The 22,809-nt window shown below is 71.7% G+C and carries 23 protein-coding genes, 1 tRNA gene and 1 pseudogene; 11 read left to right on the top strand and 14 right to left on the bottom strand.

Annotated features, from left to right (window positions below):
• Positions 1-5: 5 nt before the first annotated feature.
• Positions 6-1,346 (top strand): iron uptake transporter deferrochelatase/peroxidase subunit, encoded by a 1,341-nt coding sequence (gene efeB, locus ACFE76_RS06255; protein WP_375430882.1) that lies wholly within the window; start codon positions 6-8, stop codon positions 1,344-1,346.
• Here efeB and ACFE76_RS06250 read toward each other — a convergent pair.
• Positions 1,328-2,119 (bottom strand): SGNH/GDSL hydrolase family protein, encoded by a 792-nt coding sequence (locus tag ACFE76_RS06250; RefSeq protein WP_375430881.1) that lies wholly within the window; start codon positions 2,117-2,119, stop codon positions 1,328-1,330. The genes efeB and ACFE76_RS06250 overlap by 19 nt on opposite strands.
• 186 nt (positions 2,120-2,305) lie before the next feature.
• Here ACFE76_RS06250 and ACFE76_RS06245 point away from each other — a divergent pair, with 186 nt between their 5' ends.
• The gene (locus ACFE76_RS06245) at positions 2,306-3,559 is read left to right on the top strand and encodes a sigma factor-like helix-turn-helix DNA-binding protein (RefSeq protein WP_375430880.1); all 1,254 of its coding nucleotides are present in this window, start codon (positions 2,306-2,308) and stop codon (positions 3,557-3,559) included.
• A 355-nt stretch (positions 3,560-3,914) separates the two neighbouring features.
• On the opposite strand, the gene mmuM is transcribed toward ACFE76_RS06245, so the two are convergent.
• Together mmuM and ACFE76_RS06235 are read right to left on the bottom strand one after the other, a co-directional pair.
• Positions 3,915-4,838 carry a homocysteine S-methyltransferase gene (gene mmuM, locus ACFE76_RS06240; protein WP_375430879.1) on the bottom strand — a complete coding sequence of 308 codons (924 nt, stop codon included), beginning with the start codon at positions 4,836-4,838 and terminating at the stop codon, positions 3,915-3,917.
• Positions 4,835-5,647, bottom strand: a complete 813-nt coding sequence (locus ACFE76_RS06235) for an LLM class F420-dependent oxidoreductase (protein ID WP_375430878.1) — start codon at positions 5,645-5,647, stop codon at positions 4,835-4,837. The genes mmuM and ACFE76_RS06235 overlap by 4 nt, the downstream gene beginning before the upstream one ends.
• Before the next feature lie 114 nt (positions 5,648-5,761).
• On the opposite strand from ACFE76_RS06235, the gene ACFE76_RS06230 reads away from it, so the two are divergent.
• Positions 5,762-6,181, top strand: a complete 420-nt coding sequence (locus ACFE76_RS06230; protein ID WP_375430877.1) for a Rieske (2Fe-2S) protein — start codon at positions 5,762-5,764, stop codon at positions 6,179-6,181.
• Between the two features lie 15 nt (positions 6,182-6,196).
• Here ACFE76_RS06230 and fucP read toward each other — a convergent pair whose 3' ends face one another.
• The 3 genes from fucP to ACFE76_RS06215 all read right to left on the bottom strand — a co-directional run bounded on the left by fucP (position 6,197) and on the right by ACFE76_RS06215 (position 8,891).
• The gene (gene fucP / locus ACFE76_RS06225; RefSeq protein WP_375430876.1) at positions 6,197-7,546 is read right to left on the bottom strand and encodes an L-fucose:H+ symporter permease; all 1,350 of its coding nucleotides are present in this window, start codon (positions 7,544-7,546) and stop codon (positions 6,197-6,199) included.
• Between the two features lie 76 nt (positions 7,547-7,622).
• The gene (locus ACFE76_RS06220; RefSeq protein ID WP_375430875.1) at positions 7,623-7,928 is read right to left on the bottom strand and encodes a putative quinol monooxygenase; all 306 of its coding nucleotides are present in this window, start codon (positions 7,926-7,928) and stop codon (positions 7,623-7,625) included.
• A 54-nt stretch (positions 7,929-7,982) separates the two neighbouring features.
• Complete coding sequence (locus ACFE76_RS06215; RefSeq protein WP_375430874.1) at positions 7,983-8,891, bottom strand: LysR family transcriptional regulator; 909 nt, start codon at positions 8,889-8,891, stop codon at positions 7,983-7,985.
• 186 nt (positions 8,892-9,077) lie between these two features.
• Between ACFE76_RS06215 and ACFE76_RS06210 the strand changes: the two genes are divergently transcribed.
• Positions 9,078-9,242: a hypothetical protein gene (locus tag ACFE76_RS06210; RefSeq protein ID WP_375430970.1), complete on the top strand. Its 165-nt coding sequence runs from the start codon at positions 9,078-9,080 to the stop codon at positions 9,240-9,242.
• A gap of 27 nt (positions 9,243-9,269) precedes the next feature.
• Here ACFE76_RS06210 and ACFE76_RS06205 read toward each other — a convergent pair whose 3' ends face one another.
• The 7 genes and pseudogenes from ACFE76_RS06205 to ACFE76_RS06175 form a co-directional block, all read right to left on the bottom strand.
• Complete coding sequence (locus tag ACFE76_RS06205) at positions 9,270-9,479, bottom strand: hypothetical protein (RefSeq protein ID WP_375430969.1); 210 nt, start codon at positions 9,477-9,479, stop codon at positions 9,270-9,272.
• Between the two features lie 101 nt (positions 9,480-9,580).
• Positions 9,581-9,886: pseudogene (locus tag ACFE76_RS06200) on the bottom strand (hypothetical protein); the annotation flags it as partial.
• 84 nt (positions 9,887-9,970) lie between these two features.
• A complete protein-coding gene (locus ACFE76_RS06195; RefSeq protein WP_375430873.1) occupies positions 9,971-10,636 on the bottom strand; it encodes a PepSY domain-containing protein in 666 nt (221 codons plus the stop codon).
• 110 nt (positions 10,637-10,746) lie between these two features.
• Positions 10,747-12,153: an ATP-binding protein gene (locus tag ACFE76_RS06190; RefSeq protein WP_375430872.1), complete on the bottom strand. Its 1,407-nt coding sequence runs from the start codon at positions 12,151-12,153 to the stop codon at positions 10,747-10,749.
• Entirely contained in the window at positions 12,150-12,809 is a 660-nt protein-coding gene (locus ACFE76_RS06185; RefSeq protein WP_375430871.1) for a response regulator transcription factor, read from the bottom strand. The genes ACFE76_RS06190 and ACFE76_RS06185 overlap by 4 nt, the downstream gene beginning before the upstream one ends.
• A gap of 5 nt (positions 12,810-12,814) precedes the next feature.
• The gene (locus tag ACFE76_RS06180) at positions 12,815-13,510 is read right to left on the bottom strand and encodes a hypothetical protein (protein ID WP_375430870.1); all 696 of its coding nucleotides are present in this window, start codon (positions 13,508-13,510) and stop codon (positions 12,815-12,817) included.
• Positions 13,511-13,623: 113 nt separating this feature from the next.
• Positions 13,624-13,706: transfer RNA gene (locus tag ACFE76_RS06175), tRNA-Leu, on the bottom strand.
• Between the two features lie 180 nt (positions 13,707-13,886).
• Here ACFE76_RS06175 and ACFE76_RS06170 point away from each other — a divergent pair.
• From ACFE76_RS06170 to ACFE76_RS06140, 7 genes are all read left to right on the top strand, one after another.
• Entirely contained in the window at positions 13,887-14,645 is a 759-nt protein-coding gene (locus tag ACFE76_RS06170; RefSeq protein ID WP_375430869.1) for an FhaA domain-containing protein, read from the top strand.
• A 3-nt stretch (positions 14,646-14,648) separates the two neighbouring features.
• Entirely contained in the window at positions 14,649-15,128 is a 480-nt protein-coding gene (locus tag ACFE76_RS06165) for an FHA domain-containing protein (RefSeq protein ID WP_375430868.1), read from the top strand.
• A gap of 4 nt (positions 15,129-15,132) precedes the next feature.
• The gene (locus tag ACFE76_RS06160; protein ID WP_375430867.1) at positions 15,133-16,539 is read left to right on the top strand and encodes a PP2C family protein-serine/threonine phosphatase; all 1,407 of its coding nucleotides are present in this window, start codon (positions 15,133-15,135) and stop codon (positions 16,537-16,539) included.
• Between the two features lie 2 nt (positions 16,540-16,541).
• Positions 16,542-18,038, top strand: a complete 1,497-nt coding sequence (locus ACFE76_RS06155) for an FtsW/RodA/SpoVE family cell cycle protein (protein WP_375430961.1) — start codon at positions 16,542-16,544, stop codon at positions 18,036-18,038.
• Positions 18,035-19,471 (top strand): peptidoglycan D,D-transpeptidase FtsI family protein, encoded by a 1,437-nt coding sequence (locus ACFE76_RS06150; protein WP_375430866.1) that lies wholly within the window; start codon positions 18,035-18,037, stop codon positions 19,469-19,471. The genes ACFE76_RS06155 and ACFE76_RS06150 overlap by 4 nt, the downstream gene beginning before the upstream one ends.
• A gap of 85 nt (positions 19,472-19,556) precedes the next feature.
• Positions 19,557-21,341 carry a Stk1 family PASTA domain-containing Ser/Thr kinase gene (pknB, locus tag ACFE76_RS06145; protein WP_375430865.1) on the top strand — a complete coding sequence of 595 codons (1,785 nt, stop codon included), beginning with the start codon at positions 19,557-19,559 and terminating at the stop codon, positions 21,339-21,341.
• A gap of 45 nt (positions 21,342-21,386) precedes the next feature.
• Positions 21,387-22,019: an alpha-ketoglutarate-dependent dioxygenase AlkB gene (locus tag ACFE76_RS06140; protein ID WP_375430864.1), complete on the top strand. Its 633-nt coding sequence runs from the start codon at positions 21,387-21,389 to the stop codon at positions 22,017-22,019.
• A gap of 140 nt (positions 22,020-22,159) precedes the next feature.
• Here ACFE76_RS06140 and ACFE76_RS06135 read toward each other — a convergent pair whose 3' ends face one another.
• Positions 22,160-22,795: an aminodeoxychorismate/anthranilate synthase component II gene (locus tag ACFE76_RS06135; RefSeq protein WP_375430863.1), complete on the bottom strand. Its 636-nt coding sequence runs from the start codon at positions 22,793-22,795 to the stop codon at positions 22,160-22,162.
• Between the last annotated feature and the right edge of the window lie 14 nt (positions 22,796-22,809).

Raw genomic sequence — 22,809 nt, 5'->3', positions numbered from 1 at the left:
CACCGATGACCCTGCCCAGCTCTGAAGCCTCACCCGAGCTCGGCCCCCAGCCGAGCGCCGTCCCACCCACCCGGCGTGGCGTCTCTCGGCGCGGCCTGCTCGGGGCCGCGGGGGCGGGCGCGGCCGGAGTCGGTGCCGGGCTGGCCGGCGGCTTTGGGCTTGCCAGCCACGGACCGTCCTCCACCGCCGCAGCAGCGGCGCCGGGCTCCGCGGCGTACCCGTTCTACGGCGAGCACCAGGCCGGGATCGTGACCCCGGCGCAGGACCGGCTGCACTTCGCCGCGTTCGACATGGTCTCCGACGACCGCGCCGACCTCGTCACCCTGATGCAGGACTGGACCGCGGCCGCGGCGCGGATGACCCAGGGCCGCGACGCCGGCCCGTTCGGCGCGACTTCTGGTCCCTACGACGCGCCACCCGACGACACCGGCGAGGCGATCGGGCTGCCGTCCTCGGGCCTGACCCTGACGTTCGGCTTCGGGCCCAGCCTGTTCCGCCAGGGTGGCCGCGACCGGTACGGCATCGCCGAGCGCCAGCCCGCGGCCCTGCGCCGGCTGCCGCACTTCCCCGGCGACAACCTTGACCCGGACCGGTCCGACGGCGACCTCTGCGTCCAGGCCTGCGCCGACGACCCGCAGGTCGCGGTGCACGCGATCCGTAACCTGGCCCGGATCGCCTTCGGCCGGGCCGCGATCCGCTGGTCACAGCTCGGTTTCGGCCGGACGTCCTCCACCTCGACGAGCCAGACCACCCCGCGGAACCTGTTCGGGTTCAAGGACGGCACCATGAACCTCAAGGCCGAGGAGCCGAGCCTGCTCGACTCCCACGTCTGGGTGCCGCCGACCTCTGGGACCAAGGACGCCTGGCTCAGCGGCGGCTCGTACCTGGTGGCGCGGCGGATCAACATGACCATCGAGATCTGGGACCGGCAGCCGCTCAGCGAGCAGGAGAAGGTCGTCGGCCGCAGCAAGGCCGAGGGCGCGCCGCTGTCCGGTGGCGGTGAGTTCACCCAGCCGAACTTCGCCCTGCTCGGCTCCGACCAACAGCCGCTGGTCGCGGCCGACGCCCACGTCCGGCTGGTGCACCCTGACCAGAACAAGGGCGTCCAGCTGCTCCGCCGCGGCTACAACTTCGTCGACGGCAGCACCAGCCTGGGGCGGATGGACGCCGGGCTGTTCTTCCTGGCCTACGTCGTCGACCCGCGGACGCACTACATCCCGATGCAGACCAAGATCGCCCGCGGCGACGGGATGAGCGAGTACCTGCAGCACACCGGCTCAGCGCTGTTCGCCGTTCCGCCCGGGGTCGCCCAAGGCGGCTACCTCGGTCAGGCGCTCTTCGCCTGATCCGAACGGGGGACCAGGGTCGGGACGGGACGCTTGGCCGTGACTCCCAGGCCGTGCGGGATCCGGCGCAGGTTGCGACCGAACCACGGGGCGAGGAAGTGCACCGCCCAGTCGAGGTCGGTGGCCAGCTGCTCGCGCGGCCGGGACTGCGGCAGTGCGTCGGGCAGCGGAGCGGTCCAGCTGTCGTCGAATCCGGCCACCCCCAGCCGGTGCGCCAGCGCGGCGGCGACCAGCTCGTGGCCCAGGGTGTTGCCGTGCAGCCGGTCCTCGAACCAGAGCCGCGGGTCCTCAGCGACCGGGTAGCGCTCGAAGTCCACGACCAGGACGCCGTAGGCCTTGGCGGTGCCGCGGATGATCGCGTTCAGGGCGTACATCCGCTGCCGCAGGCCTCGGCCGAGCGGGTTGATGGCGGCCGGGTCGGGCATGGTGAAGGTGAGCACGGTGGCGCCCTGGTCGGTCGCGGAGCCGAAGACCGCGTCGTAGTCGGCGGCGATCGTGCCGAAGTCGCAACGCATCCCGATCGCGTCGTTCACCCCGCCGAAGACGGTCAGCAGGTCGGGGGCAAGCGCCAGCGCCGGCTCGAGCTGGGTCGTCCGGATCTCGTGCATCCGCAAGCCGCGGACCGCCAGGTTGGCGTACTCGAGCGGCTCGTCCTGGCCGTTGGCGAGGTGGCTAGCCAGCCGGTCGGCCCAGCCGCGGTAGCCGCCGTGGCCGTCCGGATCCTCCAGCCCCTCCGTGCTGGAGTCGCCGATCGCTACGTACCGTCGGAACATCACCCGACTATTGTCCTCCGCCGTTCGCGGGAGGTGATCCCCGTCCCCCGGTCAAGGTGGCCGGAGGAGTCGGACAGCGGGGTCCTCTCCGCGACGACGGCAACGAAGCCCGGTGCGTGCCCGGTGCCGCGCAGTCGGTCGACGTTTGACACCACCCTTCTAGGATCGGTCGAGGAGGGTGGTGCGATGAGCGCGAGTTCTGCCGGGTCCGTGCGCGACCAGGACTTCGTCGCCTTCGCCGACCGTTACCGGACGTTGATCCACGGGTGCGCCCTGCTGCTGGCCGCGGACCCAGACCGGGCCGACCGGCTCGCCGAGTCGGTACTGGCCCGCAGCGGCGCCCGCCCACCAGATGGCGACCGGCTGACCAACGCCTTGGGCGAGCTCGTCCGGCCCCGTCCGGCCTTCTTCGCCCCACCGTGGTCGGCGGGCGGGCGGGTCGAGCTGCGCGAGGGCCGCACCCGAGACACGCCACGGATGCTCGCTGACCTGCAGCGGTTGGCGCCGGAGCCCCGCGCCGCCCTGGTCCTCCTCGTCTACGCCGGGCTCTCCTCGGCTGAGGCTGCCACCGTGCTGAAGACGAACGCGGCGACCGTGGAGATGTGGGCGCAGCAGGCCTCGGCCCTGCTCACGGCGGCCAGGCCCGGTATGCGGCCGCTCGGCTGGCTCCCAGACGAGCTGCGGGCTGTCGCCAGCGCGCACCTCGAGCAGCGACCACCCACCGACGCGGCCGCGGACCTCGCGCACGCAGGTCAGCTGGTCCGGCAGCGCCGCGCCCGGCACGCCGCCGCGCTGGTCGCCGCCGTCGTGGTCCTCGTCCTGGGCCTGGTGGGCGCCGTCCGCGTCGGCACGGGCACCCCCGCGGCTGCACCTCCGCCGGTCTCGGCACCCCAATCCGTCCTCCCCTCGCCGACGGTCGATCACCCGGGAACCGTGACGGCGCAGTGCGACATCAAGGTCCCCTCCTGCCAGGCCACCGTCATGCGGGACTGGCGGACCGCCATGGCCAGGGTCACCGCCGACCGCCTCGACCCGGACAGCCAGTACTTCACGGGCTACAGCTTTTCCTACGACCCGCGGTACGAGACCCCGAGCTTCTGGAAGGGCGGCGACGGTGCACTCGGCCTGGAGGTGTTCCGGCAGGACCGCGGCGGCACCGAGGTCTATCTCCAGATCGCGACCGGCTACAGCGCCGCAGTCCGCTGCGGTCGGACCACGGGTCAGGGATGCGTGAGCCAGCGGTTCCTGGACGGCAACCGCTTCAGCCTGAGCGAGAGCACCCAGCTGTCGGAGGGGATCGAGGTGCAGTACAGCCCGGACGGTGACCAGGTGATCACCGTCGTGGCGCGCAACGCCAGCCGCGGTCGCCCGCTCAGCGTCACCCGGGGTGACCTGATCGACCTCGTCCAGGACCCGCGGTTGCGGCTGCCCGTGATCTGAGGCCGGCCGAGCGGGAGGGGCGACGGTCGTGCGGGTCGGAGCCGGTCTCCATGGCGGTCGGGACGATCGCCATCAGACCGACGAGCACCATGCCGGCGACCGAGCCGGCGGTCAACAGCAGCTGCGTGGTGTCCATGCCCTCCAGCGTGCTCGCTCCTTCTGTGAGGCGCATCACACCAGAGTCCGAGGTTCCTGTGGATCAGGTCAGACCGTGGGCTCCGCGACCACGAGCCCCGAGCCCCGGTGACCGAAAGACGTTGGCCCGCGCGTCGAGGCGCCTCTTGCTCGGGCGCGGTTCGGGAGGTTGCGCACACCCCTTCAGGGCTTCGACAGGCTCAGGGCGCGCTGGTCGCGGTCACGCGAGGAGCGCCTGCTCGGGCTTCAGCGCCGCGCCGAGCGCGCCGATGTCGGCGGGGGCCACGCGGCAGCAACCCCCGACCAGGCGGGCGCCAGCGGCGACCCAGCCTGCGGCGGCGTCCACCGGGAAAGACGCCGGACCCGACCAGCGCCGCTGCGCGGCGTCCCAGGTCTCGCCCCGGTTCGGGTAGGCGACGACCGGTCGACCGCTGGCGGCGGCCGCCACCGCGACCAGGGACTCGACCTCGGCCGGGGCCAGGCAGTTGACGCCGACCGCAACGACCTCATCGACCGAGCCGGCCAGCGCGAACGCCTCCTCGACCGGTTCCCCCGCCCGGGTCCGACCGTCCGCGCAGGTGATCGACAGCCAGGCGGGCCGGCCGAGCCGCGACAGCTCGGCGACCAGCGCCTCGACCTCGGCCAGGCAGGGTACGGTCTCGCACGCCAGGACGTCCGCAGCGGTGTCGGCCAGCACCTCCAGCCGTGGCCGGTGCCAGGCGCGCAGCTTGTTGACGCTCAGGCCGTAGTCGCCCCGGTACTCCGAGCCGTCGGCGCGGGCCGCCCCGTACGGGCCGACCGACGCGGCCACGTAACGCTCGGGCTGCCCCGCCTCGTCGCGCGCCCGTTCGGCGAGGGTGACGCTGCGGCGCAGCAGCCGCGCAGTCTCGGCCCGGCCGACGCCCGCGGCCGCCAGCCCGGTGAACGACGCCTGGTACGAGGCGGTGGTCGCCACCTCGGCGCCGGCGGCGAAGAACGCGGCGTGCGCGGCGACGATCGCGTCGGGGGCATCGGCCAGCAGCCGTGCCGACCACAACGACGAGGTCAGGTCGTGGCCCTGCGCCTCGAGCTCGGTCGCCAGCCCACCGTCGAGCAGCACGACCTCACCGCCCGACAGTCGCTCCCGTAGCCCGGGCGCAGTCATCGGCCAGCGTTGAGCTCGTCGCGGTACTGCACCCAGTCGCGGGTCAGCGACAGGTCGAAACCCGCGTTGCCGTCGGTGTCCAAGGTGATCAGCCGCTCGCCCATCCCCGTCAAGGAGGCGGCCACCTCATCGGGTCCCTGCTGCACGGCGGTGGAGCGTTCGATCTCGCCCGGGTCGCGGCCGACCTCGGCGCACCAGGAGTTGAGCACCTCGTTCTTGTGCGCCAGCTCCTCGAGCGTGCCGAAGCCGTGCCAGATGTCGGCGTGCTCGGCCACCAGCCGCAGCGTCTTGCGCTCCCCGCCGCCCCCGATCAGCACCGGGATCGGCCGGGTGGGCGCGGGGTTGAGCGCGCCGAAGCGGCGCCGGATCCGGGGCAGCGCGTCCCCGAGCGCGGCGATCCGGCTGCCGGCCGTACCGAACTCGTACCCGTACGCGGTGTAGTCACGCTCGAACCAGCCGGCACCGATGCCCAGGATGACCCGGCCGCCGCTGATGTGGTCGATGGTCCGGACCATGTCGGCGAGCAGCTCGGGGTTGCGGTAGGAGTTGCAGGTGACCAGGGCGCTGAGCTCGACCCGTTCGGTCTGCTCGGCCCAGGCGGCGAGCATGGCGTAGCACTCGAAGTTGGGCCCGTCGGGGTCGCCGGACAGCGGGAAGAAGTGGTCCCAGGTGAAGACGATGTCGACGCCCGACTGCTCAGCGGCGTCCACGGCCGCTCGGAGCTCGGCGTACGTCGCGTGCTGCGGCTGCAGCTGGACCCCGACCCGCAGCGGACGGTGGGCGTAGGACGGCTCGGTCTCATCGGTCACCCGTTGAGACTAATCCTGCCCATCGACAGCGGTCCCTCGTTGCGCCGCCAGGCAGAATGGCGGTGCACGACCCGCCTTGGCCAACCTCTCGCACTCGACGAAACCCGGAGCACGATGAACCCGTACCTACGTCCGACCCTTAGCCGCAGGCAGCTGATCCGTGCCGGCCTCAGCGCCGCCGCGCTCGGCGGACTGGCCGCCTGCGGCAGCGACGGCACCTCCTCGTCGGCGCCGCCCGCGACCGGCACGCCGGTGAGCTCGCCGACCAGCGCGATCCCGGTGGGTGGCGGCACGATCTTTGCCGACGCGAAGACCGTGGTCACCCAGCCGAAGGCCGGGGAGTTCAAGGCGTTCTCCTCCATCTGCACGCACGCGAGCTGCCCGGTCGCCGACGTCACCACGACGATCAACTGCAACTGTCACGGCAGCGCGTTCAGCCTGACCGACGGCGCTGTCGTGGCCGGTCCTGCCCCGAGCGCCCTGCCGGCCAAGACCGTCACGGTCAGCGGGGACACCCTGTCGGTCCCCGCCTGAGGTCCCCGGACGGGGTCAGACCTCGCCGACCAGGGCCTCGCTGTGCCGCTTCGTCGTCAGGTCGAAGATCGCGTAGCTGAGCACGACCGCGAAGCCGAAGGCCGGGATCAGGAAGCCGGCCGCCTGGCTGCCCGTGGCGTCGACGATCGCCCCCTGCACCGGCGACACCAGCGCTCCGCCGAGGATGGCCATCACGAGGCCGGCGGCGCCGAACTTCGTGTCGGCACCCAGCCCCTGCAGGGCCACGCCGTAGATCGTCGGGAACATCAGCGACAGGCAGAGCGAGATGCAGACCACGGCGATCAGCCCGACCATGTTCGGGCTGAGCACCCCGGTGAGCGCGAGCACGACGCCGAGACCCGCCATGGCGGCCAGCAGCTTGGTGGGACGGAAGATCCCGAGCAGCACGAACATCACGAACCGGCTGACCAGGAACAGGATCAGGCTGGCCTGCAGGTACCAGCCGGCGGCCCGCGGGGTCGCGCCCACGACGTTCTCCGCGTACTGGATGGTGAACGACCAGGTACCGACCTGTGCCGCGATGTTGAAGAACTGCGCGACCACCCCGTAGCGGTAGTGCGGGTTGCGGGCCAGCCGGCCGAGCCACCCCTTCTTTTGCTCGTCGCCGCCGGCCAGCAGCTCCTGCTCGATCTGCTCCTGCGGGACGGGGATCTTCTTGAAGGCGATCAGCAGCCAGATGACCACGAGCACGGCGGCGATGCCGAGGTACGGGCCGAGGACCACGTTGAGGTCGTGCTCCTGAGCCGCGAGCAGGTCCGGTCCGGTCGGGTCCGGCACACCCTTGCGACCCAGGATGATGTTCGGCGTGATCACGATGGCGCCGAGCAGCACGCCGACGTTGGCGCCGACCGGGTTGAACACCTGGGCGAGGTTCAGCCGCCGGGTGGCGGTCTCCTCCGGTCCCATGGCGATCGCGAACGGGTTGGCGGACGTCTCCAGGATCGACAACCCCGCGGCCAGCACGAACAGCGCGGCCAGGAAGGCTCCGTAGGTCAACGCCTGGCTGGCCGGGAAGAAGAGGACCCCGCCCACAGCGGCCAGCCCGAGTCCGGTCAGCACACCGGTCTTGTAGCCGAAGCGGCGGTTGATGAAGGCCGCCGGGATCGCCAGCAGGAAGTACGCCCCGTAGTAGGCGAAGGTCACCAGGCCGGACTGGAAGTTCGACATGCCGGTGAAGATCTTGCGGAAGACGCTGACCATCACCTCGCTGAGGTTGGCGGCCGATCCCCACGCGGCAAAGCACAGGATCAGCAGCACGAAGGGCACGACCAGCTGGGGGTAGACCAGATGGGTGTCGCTCGACTCTTCCTGCTGCTCGACCTCGGGCTCGTTCCTCGTCGTCATTGACCGCTCCCCTCTGCTGCGGCGCTCAGCTCCAGTCGCCGCTCTCTCGCAACCTATCGGCAGACCGGCGGCACTGCTACTTCGCCCTGTACAGGCGCAGCTCGGACGGCTGGCGCAGCAAGGATTCGAGCGCGAGGTTCCCCTCGGTGTTGTGCTTGGTCAGCATGTGCTCGTCCCAGGCGGCACGGGACCGGAAGTGCTCGAGCATCACCCAGGTGTCGGGCTCGTCGTCGGCCTGGACGAGGTGCATGAAGACACAGCCTTCCTCCTGCAGCGTCGCCGCCCGCATCGACTGCAGCTGGGCCTCGGCCTCGGCCATCCGGTCGAGGCGAGGGCGGATGGTCACCACCAGAAAGAGTGGGCCGTCAACGTTGTCGTCCATCGTGTCCTCCTCAAGAAGTGGGTCGGTGGCCATCCTGCTCCCGGCCGAGGCCTCCTACGTGGGTGGGGTGATCCGTCCGGTCCGGGCCCGCTCGATGACGTGCTGACGAAACAGCTCGGCAGCGGGCAGCAGCCGCCGTTCGGCGGGCCAGGACAGCGCGATCTCGCGGACCGCGGGCACGTCGACCACCGTGAGGTAGCGGAGGGACGCCGGGGCGCCGGCGGCTCCCCGGTCGGACCCGGGGACGAGGGCGACCCCGAGGCCGGCGCCGACGAAGCCGCGCACGGTGTGCACGTCCTCGCTCTCGAAGCCGACGGTGGGGGTGAAACCGGCCGCGTGGCACAGCTCGTCGCACAGCCGGCGCAGGGCCGATCCCGCCCGCAGCATCAGGAACGGCTCGGCCGCGACGTCGGCAAGCCGGACCTCGGACCGCCCGGCGAGGGGGTGGTCGGCCGGTACGGCCAGCCGGAGCGGTTCGTCGAAGAGCCGCTGCCGCACCACCGCCGGGTCCTGGGTCGCTACGGTCGACAGCACCAGGTCGGCGTCCCCGCGCGCCAGCACGGCGGGGCCGCCGTCGTCGCCGACCTGGGTCAGGGCGAAGTGCACCCGCGGCCACTCGCGGCGGAAACCGCGCACCAGGTCCGGCACCAGCCAGGTACCGAGCGAGACCTGGAAGGCGAGCGCGACCGTTCCGGTATCGGGCTCGATGACCTGCTCGACCGCCGCCAGCCCGTCGTCCAGCTGGTGCAGCAGTGCGTCGACGTGCCGCTTGAACGCTGAGCCCGCGTGGGTCATCCGCAAGGTGCGCCCCGACCGGCGGAGCAGCGGGGTGCCGATCTCGGCCTCCAGCCGGGCGAGTGCCCGGGAGATGCCGGGCTGGCTCACGCCCTCGACCTCGCTCACCTCGGTGACCGTGACGCCGTCGGCGACCTGCTGGAACCAGCGAAGAGCATCGGTGTCCACACCCATAACTGTCCGGCATGGATGCGATGAGCGGCAGACATTGGACGCCGCCCGCGTCCCGGCGGATCCTTAGTACCAGACCGCACGAGCCGCACAGGGGGCATCCCAGCGCTGGCCGCGGTCTTGCGAACGGGACCTCAACGTCGGAGGAACCCACCCCACCCTCCTGATGGAAAGAGCACCCCCATGTCCGTTGTCCCCGTCATCATCTTCGTCCTTGCCCTCTTTGCCCTGGTCGGGCTCGTCGCCTGGGGCGCCGTCCTCCAGGCCACCTACGTGCCGCGTACCTCCCCGGAGCGCACCCCGCGCACCGAGGCCTCCCGCGAGCTCGCCGACCAGCGGGCCAGCTGACCTCCTACCTCCCCACCACCCGGGCGCTCACCGAGACACGGTGAGCGCCCGGGCGCGGTTGAACTCCGCTCCGGGGACGAGCGGTAGGTCCAGGACGTCGGTGACCAGGTCGGCAAGGTCGCCGTTGCGGATGGGCTGCCTGCCGCTGTAGCTGGTCCGGGCCGCACCGGGCGTGCGGTAGGTCGGGTTGATCGCGTAGAGGTCAAGGCCCGCGGCGACCCCAGGACCCCAGACCATGAACGGCAGTCGAGGGCCCGGTGCACGGTCGTGCCGGTGTCGGAGTTCATCGTGATGCCGTGGCCGCCGGACCGCGCGTCGATCCGCCGGCCGGTGAGCATGCTCGTGTGGTTGGGCAGCGTGCGGGTCTGCTCCCGGACGGTCCGCGCGTTCAGCGTCACGGCCCCCTCGCGGATCAGATGGAAGTTCGGCGCGCCGGACGCGCCCAGCGTACGGATCGCGTTGGGGTTCAAGCCGTCGACCGAGATGGCGACGACGCGGCTGACCGGGTCGTCGGCTGAGCTCGTCGCGGCCGCGGCGGTCGGGGCCCTGACCGCCGGTCCGAGGGGCGGATCGGCGACCTGCGCGGTGGCCGGTCGTGGTGCTGCCCCGGCGTGAGCGGCCGGGCCGGCGAGCAGCCCGAGCACCGCCAGGCCGACTCACCACCCGCCCGCCCGACGCGCCGGGACCATTGAGGACATGTCGCAGTAGGTCGGCGTTTGACACCACTCCTAGTCGTCGATCCGGTTGCTGACCATGTCCCCGTTGTCAGCGTCGACCTGGACCGACCGCTGCTCCGAGCCAGCGGTGACGTCGGCCTCCCACATGGTGCGACCGTTGTCCCGGTCCAGGCTCAGCTCCTTGACCACGCCGTCGGCGATCTCGCCCTCGATGGCCTTGACGGCGTCGCGGTAGTCGAGGTCGGCCTGGGCGTACTGCTGGTTCTCGGCCCGGTCCTCGGCGTCGGCCGGGTCCTCGGTGGGCCCGGACACGACCCGCTTGCCGGTGGCGTCGACCCGCAGCTGCTGCTCCTTGCCGTTCGCGGTCACCACGTGCACCTCCCAGCCGTTGCCTTCGGACTCGATCGAGGAGACCGAGCCGGCGGACACCTCACGCGTCCCCAACCGGCCTGCCGCCAGCAGCACGTCGTTGCCCGCAGCGGCCGCCGGTGCGGACGCGCTCTCGCTCGCACTGGCCGACGCTGAGGCGCTGGGCGCGGCGGTCGAGGGAGAGGTGGTCGGGGACGCGTCGGCCGGCGGTGCGCTGGCCGACGTGCTCGCGGCGGGCGGGACGGCGGCTGGCTCGTCTGAGCCTGAGCAGCCGACGAGGGCGAACGTCAGGGCGGTGACTGCGCTCAGGGCCAGCGGCTTCTTGAGGGCGGCGATCGAGATCTTCATGGTGGTTCCTCACGGGCAGTCTTGGGGTCGGTGTGCGTCAAGTTCACCGTCCTCAGATGACGGACACGTGGGGCGAACCTGAAAGACCTGTCATCTCCCGCGCCCTTGGGTCAGGCGCCGGTGTTGACCGGGAAGGCCAACGACACGGTGGTCCCCTGCGGGCCGCTGTCGAGCGTGACCTCGCCGCCCTGGGCCTCGGTGACCGCCTTCACGACCGCGAGCCCGAGCCCGGACGACCTGCTCGGCCCACCCTCTTTGGTCGTCACGAACGGTTCGAAGACGCGAGGCAGGACCTCAGGCGCGATGCCCGGTCCGTCGTCGATCACCCGGAAGACGATCCGGTCGGCACGGAGGTCGGACTGGACGCTCACCTGGGTGCCGGCGGGGGTGTGGGTCCGCGCGTTGACGACGAGGTTGAGCAGCGCCTGGGTCAGCCGGTCCTCGTCCCCGAGCAGGACGACCGGCGGGGCGACGCCCAGGTTGACGTGCGGCAAGTCGAGACCCTCGACCCGATGAGCCAGCGCGTCCAGGACGTCCGGAGCGAAGACCGGGTCACGGGCGGTCGCGCCAGCGACCTCGCCCTGGTTGAGGGCGGTCAGGTCCTCGACGATCCGACCGAGCCGGTCGAGCTCGCGCCGGACAACGGCAGCGGTGTCCGTCGCCGAATAGCCGGGGCGAGCCCCGAGCGTCTCGAACAGCTCCAGGTGACCGCGAGCCACGGCGAGCGGACTGCGGAGCTCGTGCGAGATGGCCGACAGCAGGCGCTGCCGTTGCTCCTCGTCGTCGCTGACCCGATCCAGCATCCGGTTGAACTCCCGGGCCATCACGCCGACCTCGTCCTGGCGGTCCTGGTCGGGGACCCGCGACTTCAGGTCGGACAGGTCCACCGACCGGGCGGCGACCGCGAGCGCCCGTACCGGTTGCAGGGCGCGGCGGACGGCGAAGACCAGGATCACCCCGCCGACGGCGAGGCCGATCCCTCCTGCCAGAGCGATCCGGACCAGCGCCGTCCGGCTCTGGTGGCGCCCCTCCGACAGCGGTCCGACGACCGTGACCGTGCCGATGGTCTGGGTCGCGTTGGTCAGCGGGGCGCTCAGGATGCGCACCGGTCCGGCCGGGGAGTCGACGGTGCGCAGGCTGCCGAGCGTCCCGGCCGGCAGGGTGCCGAGTCGCTGCAGTCGCAGCAGCTCCGGTGGACCGTCGCGGGTGCTCAGCTGGCGGGAGCCGATCTCGAAGACCATCAGGTGCCGGTCGCTGCCGGGATGCACCGCGAGGTAGCGCTGAGCAGCGGCGTCGACCTCGGCGGTGGTGGCCTCGCCGTCGTCGCCGGCCGCCTCCCTCAGCTCCGTCGGCAGACCGAGGCGCACCTCGTCGAGCTCCTGGGACAACACCCGGTCGAGCTCTTGACGGTAGCCGACCTGGATCAGCTCCTGGGTGACCAGTGCGGCGATGACCAGGGTCAGGGCGCTCACGCCCACCGCGATGGCCGCCACCCGTACGTGGAGCGCGTGCCTCACGGGCTGACCAGGCGATAGCCGGCCCGCCGGACGGTCTCGATCCGTTCGGGGCCGAGCTTGCGGCGCAGGTGCCGGACGTAGGTCTCGACCACGTTCGACGCGCCCTCGAAGTCGTACCCCCAGACCAGGTCGAGCAGCTGGGTCTGGGAGAGGACCTGTCCGGGGTGCCGGAGCAGCACCTCGAGGAGGGAGAACTCGCGCGAGGACAGCCTTACCGACTGGCCTGAAACGGTGGCCTCGCGGGTCCGGACGTCGAGCCGGATCCCTCCGGCCTCCAGCACGACTGAGGACGGTTGGGCCGGGCTGCGCAGCCGAGCCCGCACCCGGGCCAGCAGCTCGCTGAAGCTGAACGGCTTGACCAGGTAGTCGTCGGCGCCGGCGTCGAGGTTGGCCACCCGGTCCGACACCGCCGCCTTGGCCGTGAGGACGATCACCGGCAGGGCCGGCCGCAGCGTCCGCAGCCGGGTCAGCACCTCCTCACCCGGCAGCCCGGGCAGTCCGAGGTCGAGGACCACGAGCTGGACGTCCGTACGCTGGGCGGCCTCCAGCCCGAGCTGACCGTCTGACTCGACCTCGACGGAGAAACCAGCGGCCTCCAGTCCGCGACGGACGAAGTCGGCGATCCCCGGCTCGTCCTCGATCACCAGGATGGCCATGGCCCTCAGCTACCGAGACGCACGTCGAGGACCTGGGCAAGGGCGTCCAGCAGGACGGTGTGCTCACGACCGTCAGCCGCGATGACGTCGACCTCCCACGAGACGTCGCCGCCGCTCTGCCACTCGAGCTCGTCGACGATCGCGCCTGGGCCGACAGCGGCGGCCGCCGCGGACCGGATCGTCTGCCACGACGCCGCGTCCGCGACGTCGGCGTCCAGGTCGATCCAGGGTGGCCGTCCGCCCGCACTGTCGCGGAAGGTGAGGCCGTTCAGTCGGTAGACGTTGGCCTCGTCACCGTCGTCGTCGAGTCGCACCAGCACCGTCACGGGGCGGCCGACCAGGCCCTTCAGCTCCGCCACCAGCCGCTCCCGCTGGCCGTCGCCGTCGAAGTCCTCGCTCGGCCCGGCCGCCGTCATCCAGGCTTCGGGGCCGAACTCCAGCTCGACGGGGCCGACGGAGAAGCCTGCGGGGTCGTCGCCCGGCGAGCTCAGCAGACCGTCGAGCTGTTCCAACGCCTCGACCTGCTCCCGACGCGGACTCGTCCCCGCCGCCGGTGTGGCCACCTGGACCTGGTCGACCGAGACGGCTCCGACCTCCACCGCGGGGTCTTCCTGGGCCGTCACGGTCAGGCCCGCCCCGATAGCCGCGGCCGTGAACACCGTCGCCGTCCCGGCCACGATCCTCCTGTGCCGGCTGACCATGTCGGTTCCTCGCCTCGAGGGACGCGTACGACGTCCCATAACTGGTCGAGGCTGGACCTGCCCCGTTCAGGGTGGCCCAGCCTCGATCTTGTGAGGAGCGTTCCCTCGACGTGTGCGCGAGGGGGGACTTGAACCCCCACGTCCTTTCGGACACTGGCACCTGAAGCCAGCGCGTCTGCCATTCCGCCACTCGCGCCCGATCCGCCGGGCTTTGCCCGTGCGAACCAGCCGGAGAAGGCTAGCACGTCGGCGGGATGCGGCCTGACCGGTTTCGGGCCGACCAGCCGACCCGACGCGACGGCACCGCGCGGGACTGACGGCACAGCGCGTCACTCCCGTTACTCTTCTCGCGAGACGAGAGCCGGAAGGAGGGGACATGGGGATCTTCGGACGCTTCGAGAAGCGAGTCGAGGGAGCGGTGAACGGTGCGTTCGCGCGGGCGTTTAAGGGCGACGTGCAGCCGGTCGAGATCGCGGCCCGGCTGCAGCGCGAGCTGGACGCCGAAGCCAAGCTCATGTCCCGCGACAAGCGGCTGGTGCCGAACGAGTTCGTCGTCGGCCTGTCACCGCACGACCACGACAAGCTCGCCCCGTACAGCAAGACGTTGACCAGCGAGCTCGCGACCGAGCTGCGCTCGCACGCCTCGGACACCGGCTACGTGTTCAACGGCCCGATCCGGATCCACTTCGAGCTCGACGCCGCCCTGCCGACCGGGCGGTTCACCGTCGCCTCGGAGGCGGTCGCCGGGGTCGAGGAGCGCGCCGCGGCCGAGGACCGGCCCGCGCCGCCCCGTCCGGCCGACCGCGTGACCGACCCAGGTTCGGCGGTCCGCGCCCGGTCCCGGCTCGTGCTCGAGGTCAACGGCACCCGGCACCCGCTCGAGCCGCCCGGCCTGGTCATCGGCCGTGGCACCGAGGCCGACCTGCGGATCAACGATCCCGGCATCTCGCGGCTGCACGCCCAGATCCGGGTCACGCCCAGCGGTCCAGGCGTCTCGGTCGACATCGTCGACCTGGGCTCGACCAACGGCATCACGGTGAATGGTCACAAGGTGACCGAGGCCGCTCTGCAGGAGGGGTCGCGGATCGAGATCGGCTCGACCCGGATGCTCGTGCACGCACCTGCCGGTCGCTGACCCGTGTCCGAGATCGCGCTCACCGTCATCAAGGTGCTGTTCCTCGCGCTGCTCTGGCTGTTCATCTTCTCTGCGGTCTCGGTGATCCGGACCGACCTGTTCGGCCGGACCGTCCCGACCCCCGACCAGCCCGAGGCGCGCGAGCTCGAGACCCCGCCACCCCCGCCCCGCCGGGTCCGGCGCCCGCGCGGGGCCCCGCGCGTGCTCAGCATCGTCCAGGGCGCGCAGACCGGTGAGTCGGCCGAGCTGGCGCCGGGGGTCGTGCTGATCGGCCGCGGCGCGGACTGCCAGCTGATCCTCGACGACGACTACGTCTCGACCCGGCACGCCCGGGTCGTGGCCGCGGAGAGCGGCAGCTACGTCGAGGATCTCGGCTCGACCAACGGCACCTACGTCAACGGGTCGCGGATCACCGCGCCGACGGCGATCTCGATGTCGGACACGGTCCGGATCGGCAAGACCATCCTCAAGCTGGAGCCCTGAGGCGATGACGCTGCTGCTCCGCTTCGTCACCCACTCCGAGATCGGGCTGGTCCGCAAGAACAACCAGGACTCCGGCTATGCGAGCCCGCACCTGCTGCTCGTCGCCGACGGCATGGGCGGCGCCGCGGCCGGTGACCTGGCCTCCGCCGTGGCGGTCGAGGCGATCCGGCAGGTCGACGGGCCGCTGGACGGCGACCAGCTGCTGCCCGTGCTCGCCGCCGCGGTCGCCGACGCCAACGACCGGATCGCCGCCCTGGTCCGCGACGACAGCTCGCTCGACGGCATGGGCACCACGGTGACGGGCGCGCTGTTCGACGGGTCCGGGCTGGGCCTGGCGCACATCGGCGACAGCCGGGCGTACCTGTTCCGCGCCGACCGGCTCGAACGCCTCACCCACGACCACAGCTGGGTCCAGTCGCTGGTCGACGAGGGTCGGATCGCCGAGTCCGAGGCCGCGTACCACCCGCACCGGTCGTTGCTGCTCAAGGTGCTCAACGGCCAGCCGGCCAACGACCCCGACCTGACCCGGATCCCGGTGCAGGCGGGCGACCGACTGCTGCTCTGCAGCGACGGCCTCTGCGGACTGGTGGACGACACCGGGATCGCCGCAGCGCTGCGGCTCGCCGACCCGGGTGCGGCGATGGAGGTGCTGATCGCCGACGCGCACGCCGAGGGCGGCATCGACAACATCACGATCATCCTGGCCGACGTCGTCGAGGGGCCGCCGGCCGCCGGGCCCGACACCGTGGAGGCGGTGGTGCTGGGCGCGGCCGCCGAACGGACCCTCCCGGTCGCCGGCTCGTCCCCTCGCGGCGGGTCCGCGGACGACGAGGACGACGACGTCCTGGCGGACGTGCACGGCGCCGAGGCGCCCGGCGCGACCGCCGTCAGCAGTGGGCCGCGGGCCACCAGCGGCGAGGACGAGGCCCGCTACAACCCGCAGCCGCCGCACTCCCGCCGGTTCCGCCGGCCGCTGCTGGGGGTGCTCGTGCTGCTGCTGGTCGTCGCGGCCGCGTCCGGCGCCGCGTACGCGTGGGGCCGGACGCAGTACTACGTCGGCGCGTCCGGCGACCAGGTCGCGATCTACCAGGGGCTGCCCGAACGGATCGTCGTACCGCTCTCCCGGGTGTACGAGCTGCAGCCGGTGACGCTGACGGGGCTGCCCACCTTCTACCAGGACATGGTCCGCAACGGCATCGAGGTCTCCAGCCTCGGCGCGGCCCGGCAGACGGTGGCCGAGCTGACCGAGACCGCGAAGCGGTGCGCCCGCAAGGGCGGCCCGGCCCCGACACCGACCGGCAGCGGCTCACCCACGCCGACGTCCACCCCGAAGTCGACGCCGAGCACCAAGGCCCCGCCGTCGGCCAGCGCCTCGCCGTCGGGCTCGGCCAGCACCGAACCGAGCTGCTGAGCGTGAGCACCGCCGCTCCGGTCACCGTCCTGCCGCGCAAGCGCCGGGGGGTCGAGCTGCTGCTGATCGCGTTCGCCGTGGCCATCGGGCTCGGCGGCTACACGCTGGTCGACCTCAACGCGCTTGGCGAGCTGACACCGAGCTTTCCCTACCTCGCGGGCGGCTGCGCCCTGCTGGCGCTGCTGGCCCACGTCGCCGTCCGCTGGCGGCTGCCGTACGCCGACCCGGTGATCCTGCCCTGCGTGGTGCTGCTCAACGGGCTCGGCCTGACGATGATCCACCGGATCGACCTGATCAACGCACCCCCCTCGGCCGGGGCTCGTCAGCAGCTGATCTGGACCGTGGTCGGGGTCGCGATGTTCATCCTCGTCGCGGTGCTGCTGCGCGACCACCGGCCGCTGCAGGGCTACACCTACACCGTCGGGCTGGCCGGCATCGTGCTGCTGCTGCTGCCGCTGGTGCCCGGGCTGGGGACGGCGAAGTTCGGCGCCCAGATCTGGATCCAGGTCGGGCCGTACAGCTTCCAGCCCGCCGAGGCCGCCAAGGTGTGCCTGGCGATCGCCTTTGCTGCGTACCTGGTGGAGAAGCGGGACGTGCTCGCCCTGGCCGGCTGGCGGGTGCTGGGCCTCGACCTGCCGCGCGCCCGCGACCTCGGACCGATCCTCGCGATGTGGCTGCTGAGCCTGGCCATCCTGGTGCTGCAGCGCGACCTGGGAACCTCGCTGCTGTTCTTCGGGTTGTTCGTCATGATGCTCTACGTCTCGACCGAGCGGGCTGGGTGGGCCGTCCTCGGCACGTGCCTGTTCGCCGCCGGTGCCTACTTCGGCTACCTCAACTTCGGTCACGTCCGGGTCCGGGTGGGCGCCTGGCTGCACCCGTTCACCGACTACGACCTCTACTACCAGGTGATCAACGCGCAGTTCGGGATCGCCTGGGGCGGCCTGCTGGGTACCGGGCTCGGCCTCGGCCGGCCCGGTCTGACTCCGCTGGCCCGGAGCGACTTCATCGCCGCCGCCGTCGGCGAGGAGCTGGGGATGACCGGGTTGATGGCGGTGATCCTGGTCTACGGCCTGGTGGTGGCCCGCGGGCTGCGGATCGCCCTGCAGTGCCGTGAGCCGTTCGGCAAGCTGCTGGCCGCCGGCCTCTCGTTCGCGTTCGCCCTGCAGGTCTTCGCCATCCTCGGTGGCGTCACCCGGCTGCTGCCGCTGACCGGACTGACCACGCCCTTCATGTCCCAGGGCGGCTCGTCGCTGGTCTGCAACTGGATCGTGGTCGGTCTGCTGCTGGTCATCTCCCACCACGTCCGCAAGCCCGCGGTCACCGTCAGCCCGCTGAGCGCGGACGCCGAGACGACCCAGCTGGTCAAGGTCCCCGCGAGCGGGGGGAGCGCGCTGCGCTCTGGACGAGTGAGTGAGCGGACACGCTTCTCCGTCCGCGAGGGAGCGAGGAAGCGCGGAGCATCAGCGCGGACCCTGCGCGCGGCAGGTGATGCAGGATGAACAGACCCATTCGGCGGGTCGCGTTCGTGGCGCTCTGCATGTTCGCGCTGCTGCTGGTGAACGGCACGTACACGATGTTGTTCCGGCAGCAGTCGCTGAACGCGAACCCGCAGAACCGTCGGGTCCGGGACGCGGAGTTCGCCCAGGACCGGGGCGCGATCCTCGCGGCGGGCAAGACCGAGATCGCCGTCACGAAGCCGTCGAAGGACCGGTTCCGGTTCCAGCGCAGCTACCCCGCCGGCGAGCTGTACGCCCCGGTGACCGGCTTCTACTCCTACGACCACGCCAGCACGGGTCTGGAGAGCGCCGAGAACACCGAGCTGGCGGGGACGGCCGACGCCCTTTTCGTCCGGCGGCTGATCGACCTGGCCTCCAACCGGGCCCCGCAGGGGGCCAGCGTCCAGACCACCATCGTGCCGGCGATGCAGGAGGCGGCGGCCAAGGCGCTGGGCGACCAGAAGGGCGCGGTCGTGGCGCTGAACCCGAAGACCGGGGCCGTGCTGGCCATGGTGACCAGCCCCACGTACGACCCGAACGACATCGCGAGCCACGACATCGAGGCCGCCGGCAAGGCGTACGACACCCTCGCCGCCGACTCCGACCGGCCGCTCGCCAACCGGGCGGCCCGCGAGATCTATCCGCCCGGGTCGACGTTCAAGCTGGTGACCGCGGCCGCGGCGCTCGCCGACGGCAAGAAGCCGGACTCGAAGGTCGCCTCGCCCAACCGCATCAAGCTGCCGGGGACGACCACCTACCTGCCCAACTCCTCCTCCTGCGGCGGCACCACAGTCACGATCGTCCAGGCGCTCAAGGTGTCGTGCAACACCGCCTTCGCCAACCTCGGGCTCGAGCTCGGCCAGGCCAAGCTGCGCGAGCAGGCCCAGCTGTTCGGGTTCAACGCCCGCCACCTGCCCGAGCTGAGCGGCGCGGCCAGCCAGTTCCCCGGCGACCTCGACCCGGCCCAGCTGGCGCTCAGCTCGATCGGCCAGTTCGACGTGGCCGCCAGCCCGCTCCAGATGGCGATGATCACCGCCGGGATCGCCAACGACGGCGTGCTGATGGACCCCTACCTCGTGAGCACGGTGCAGGCGCCCGACCTCAACCCGCTCTCCACGCACAAGCCCACCGTGCTGTCGCGCGCCATGACGACCGAGAACGCCAAGGAGCTGCAGCAGATGATGGTGGACGTGGTCCAGTCCGGTACGGGCGTCAACGGCCAGATCCAGGGCGTGGCGGTCGGCGGCAAGACCGGGACGGCGCAGTCGGACCTGAAGCGCAAGCCGTTCGCCTGGTTCACCTCGTTCGCACCTGCCGCCGACCCGCAGGTCGCCGTGGCCGTGGTGGTCGAGGACGCCGACATCCCGCGCGCCGACATCGGTGGCGGCCGGGTCGCTGCGCCCATCGCGCGGGCCGTGATGGAGGCGGGGCTGTGAGGCTGGGGTTCGGCCGCTCGTCGGCTCGCCGACAGACCGGTGGCCCACAATGGCACGGGGCTCGGGACGGGAGAGGAGGTCGGAGATGACCGAACGCGCGGGAACCACCGTGGGTGGACGCTATGAGCTGGGCGACCTGCTCGGCCGCGGCGGGATGGCCGAGGTGCGTGGCGCGCTCGACCGCCGGCTCGGCCGCCGGGTGGCGGTCAAGCAGCTGCGGACCGACCTGGCGACCGATCCGACCTTCCAGGCCCGGTTCCGCCGGGAGGCGCAGTCGGCGGCCGGCCTGAACCACCCGACGATCGTGGCGGTCTATGACACCGGCGAGGAGCTGGACGCCGACACCGGCATCTCGATCCCCTACATCGTGATGGAGCTGGTCGAGGGCTCGACGCTGCGGGACGTGCTGCGGGACGGGCGCAAGATTTTGCCCGAACGCGCGCTGGAGCTGACCCAGGGCGTGCTCGAGGCGCTCAGCTACAGCCACAAGGCCGGCATCATCCACCGCGACATCAAGCCGGCGAACGTGATGCTGACCCCCACCGGCGGGGTCAAGGTGATGGACTTCGGCATCGCGCGCGCCGTGGCGGACACCTCAGCCACGATGACCCAGACCGCCGCGGTGATCGGGACGGCCCAGTACCTGTCGCCGGAACAGGCGCGCGGCGAGACCGTCGACGCCCGCAGCGACATCTACTCGGCCGGATGTCTGCTGTACGAGCTGTTGGTGGGCCGGCCACCGTTCATCGGCGAGTCGCCGGTCAGCGTGGCCTACCAGCACGTCCGCGAGGCACCCGTCCCGCCCAGCCAGCTCGACCCGGTGATCACGCCCGAGATCGACGCCGTCACGCTCAAGGCGCTCGCGAAAGACCCGGCCGACCGCTACCAGTCGGCGCGGGAGATGAAGGCCGACATCAGCCGGGTGCTGGCCGGTGAGCAGGCGACCGCGGTCGTCCCGCGGGTCGCGGCGCCCGTGCCCGACCCGTCGCCGACCCGGGTGGTACCGCGGCCGCCGGACGCGACCGTCCCGCCCGCCGACGAGGAGGACGAGCCGCCCAAGCGGCGGGTGGGCCTGATCGTCGGGATCGTCGCCCTGATCCTGGTGCTGCTCGGGGTGGGCGCGTACGCGTTCTCCCGCGCGCTCGGACCGTCCACGCCCGTCGTGCAGCAGGTCGAGGTGCCGAACGTGCTGACCTATCCGGAGACGTTGGCGCGCGATCGGCTGACCCAGGTCGGGCTGCAGGCCAAGATCACCCGCGAGAACGGGCCGGACGAGACCATCAACACCATCACCGCCCAAACCCCGGTCGGCGGCACCCAGGCAGCGGTCAACAGCGTGGTCACCCTGACCCTCAACGTCGGGCCGAAGACCGCGAAGGTGCCGTCCGACCTGGTGGGGACCGACGTCGACGACGCCGAGAAGGCGCTGAAGGACGCGAAGTTCACCAACGTGAGCACCGAGCCGGCCGAGAGCGAGGACCCCGACGCCAAGGAGAACGAGGTGCTGACGGTGAGCCCGGACGAGGGCGAGATCGTCGCGCTGGATGACAAAGTCGTCCTCACCTACGCCACCGGCGAGTCCGAGGTGCCGATGTTGACCGGTAGGACCCCGGCCCAGGCCCGGTCGGACGCCGCGACCGCCGGCTTCCCCAAGGTGAAGGTCGTGGAGGAGGAGACCGCGGACGAGCCCGCCGGCATCGTCTTCAAGCAGAACCCGAAGGCCGGGACGCGGGAGCCGAGGAGCAAGGAGCTGGTGATCACGGTGGCGGTCGCACCCGCCCCGGTGGTGACGCCGATCCCCAAGCCGACACCGACCCCGGAGCAGACTCCCAGCAGTACCCCTTCTGCGAGTCCCAGCACCGGAGGCTGACCCCTTATTAGAGCGTTCGTACGAATGAGGTGCTAGCCTCATGGGATGGCCAGTATGGTGCAGACCTCGCTCTTCGACCTTCCCGTGGACGGGCTCGGGCTCGGACCGTTGGGGGGCATGGTCACCCGGCAGGTGTTGGGTCGCGGTGCCTGGGTCGACCTGCTGCCCGGGTGGTTGAGCGGCGCCGACGCGCTGTTCGACGAGCTGCTGACCCGGGTGCCCTGGCAGGCCGAGCGTCGGCAGATGTACGAGCGGCTGGTCGACGTCCCGCGGCTGCTCTGCTTCTACGGTGAGCGCGACCCGCTACCGACGGCCGACCTGGTGACGGCCCGCGAGAGCCTCAACGCCCACTACGCGCCGGAGCTCGGCGAGCCGTTCGCCACCGCCGGCCTCTGCCTCTATCGCGACGGCCGCGACTCGGTGGCCTGGCACGGCGACACCATCGGCCGGGGCAAGGTCGAGGACACGATGGTGGCCATCGTCTCGCTCGGGTCGCCGCGCCACCTGATGCTGCGACCGCGCGGCGGCGGCGCCACGATCAGGCACCAGCTCGGCCACGGCGACCTGATCGTGATGGGCGGCTCGTGCCAGCGCACCTGGGAGCACGCCATCCCCAAGACCAGCAAGCCCGTCGGCCCCCGGATCAGCGTCCAGTTCCGCCCGCACGGCGTCCGCTGATCCGAGGTCAGCGCAACCGCTTCGAGGCCTTCGACACGCTCAGGGCGCGTCGGCCAGGCTCAGGCGCGTCGGCCAGGCGCGGCGTGAGCAAGACCCGACGCCACCCAACCCAGGCTGATCGATCGCCGCTCGCTGACCGCTCAGCGAGCCGACATCAGGGGCGCCATCCCGACGGCACGCCCCGGGGCTTCGGTGTCGCCGCAGACAGCGAGCCAGTTGGCCAGCATCTGGTAGCCGCCCTCGGTGAGGACCGACTCCGGATGGAACTGGACGGCCTCCACGGCCAGCTCACGGTGCCGGACGGCCATGATCACGCCACTCTCGGTGGTGGCGGTGACCTCCAGCACGGACGGCATGGTCGCGGGCTCGATGGCGAGCGAGTGGTAGCGGGTGGCGGTGAACGGCGAGGGCAGGCCGGCGAGCACGCCGATGCCGTCGTGGTCGATCAGCGACGTCTTGCCGTGCAGCAGCTCCGGGGCCCGGTCGACCACGCCGCCGTAGGCGACACCGATCGACTGCAGCCCCAGGCAGACCCCGAAGATCGGCAGTACGCCGCCCTGCTGGCGGACGACGTCGACGCAGACCCCCGCGCCCTCGGGCGTCCCCGGCCCGGGCGACAGCAGGATGCCGTCGAAGCCGCGGGCGAAGTCGGGGTCGTCGAAGCGGGGGTCGTCGTTGCGCCAGACCTCGACCTCAGCGCCCAGCTGGGCCAGGTACTGCACCAGGTTGTAGACGAAGGAGTCGTAGTTGTCGATGACCAGGATCGTGGCGGGCACGGCCCCCATTCTCC

The organism is uncultured Friedmanniella sp., from assembly GCF_964244005.1.
GTDB lineage: Bacteria > Actinomycetota > Actinomycetes > Propionibacteriales > Propionibacteriaceae > Microlunatus.
This window is presented reverse-complemented; position numbering and strand designations above follow the sequence as displayed.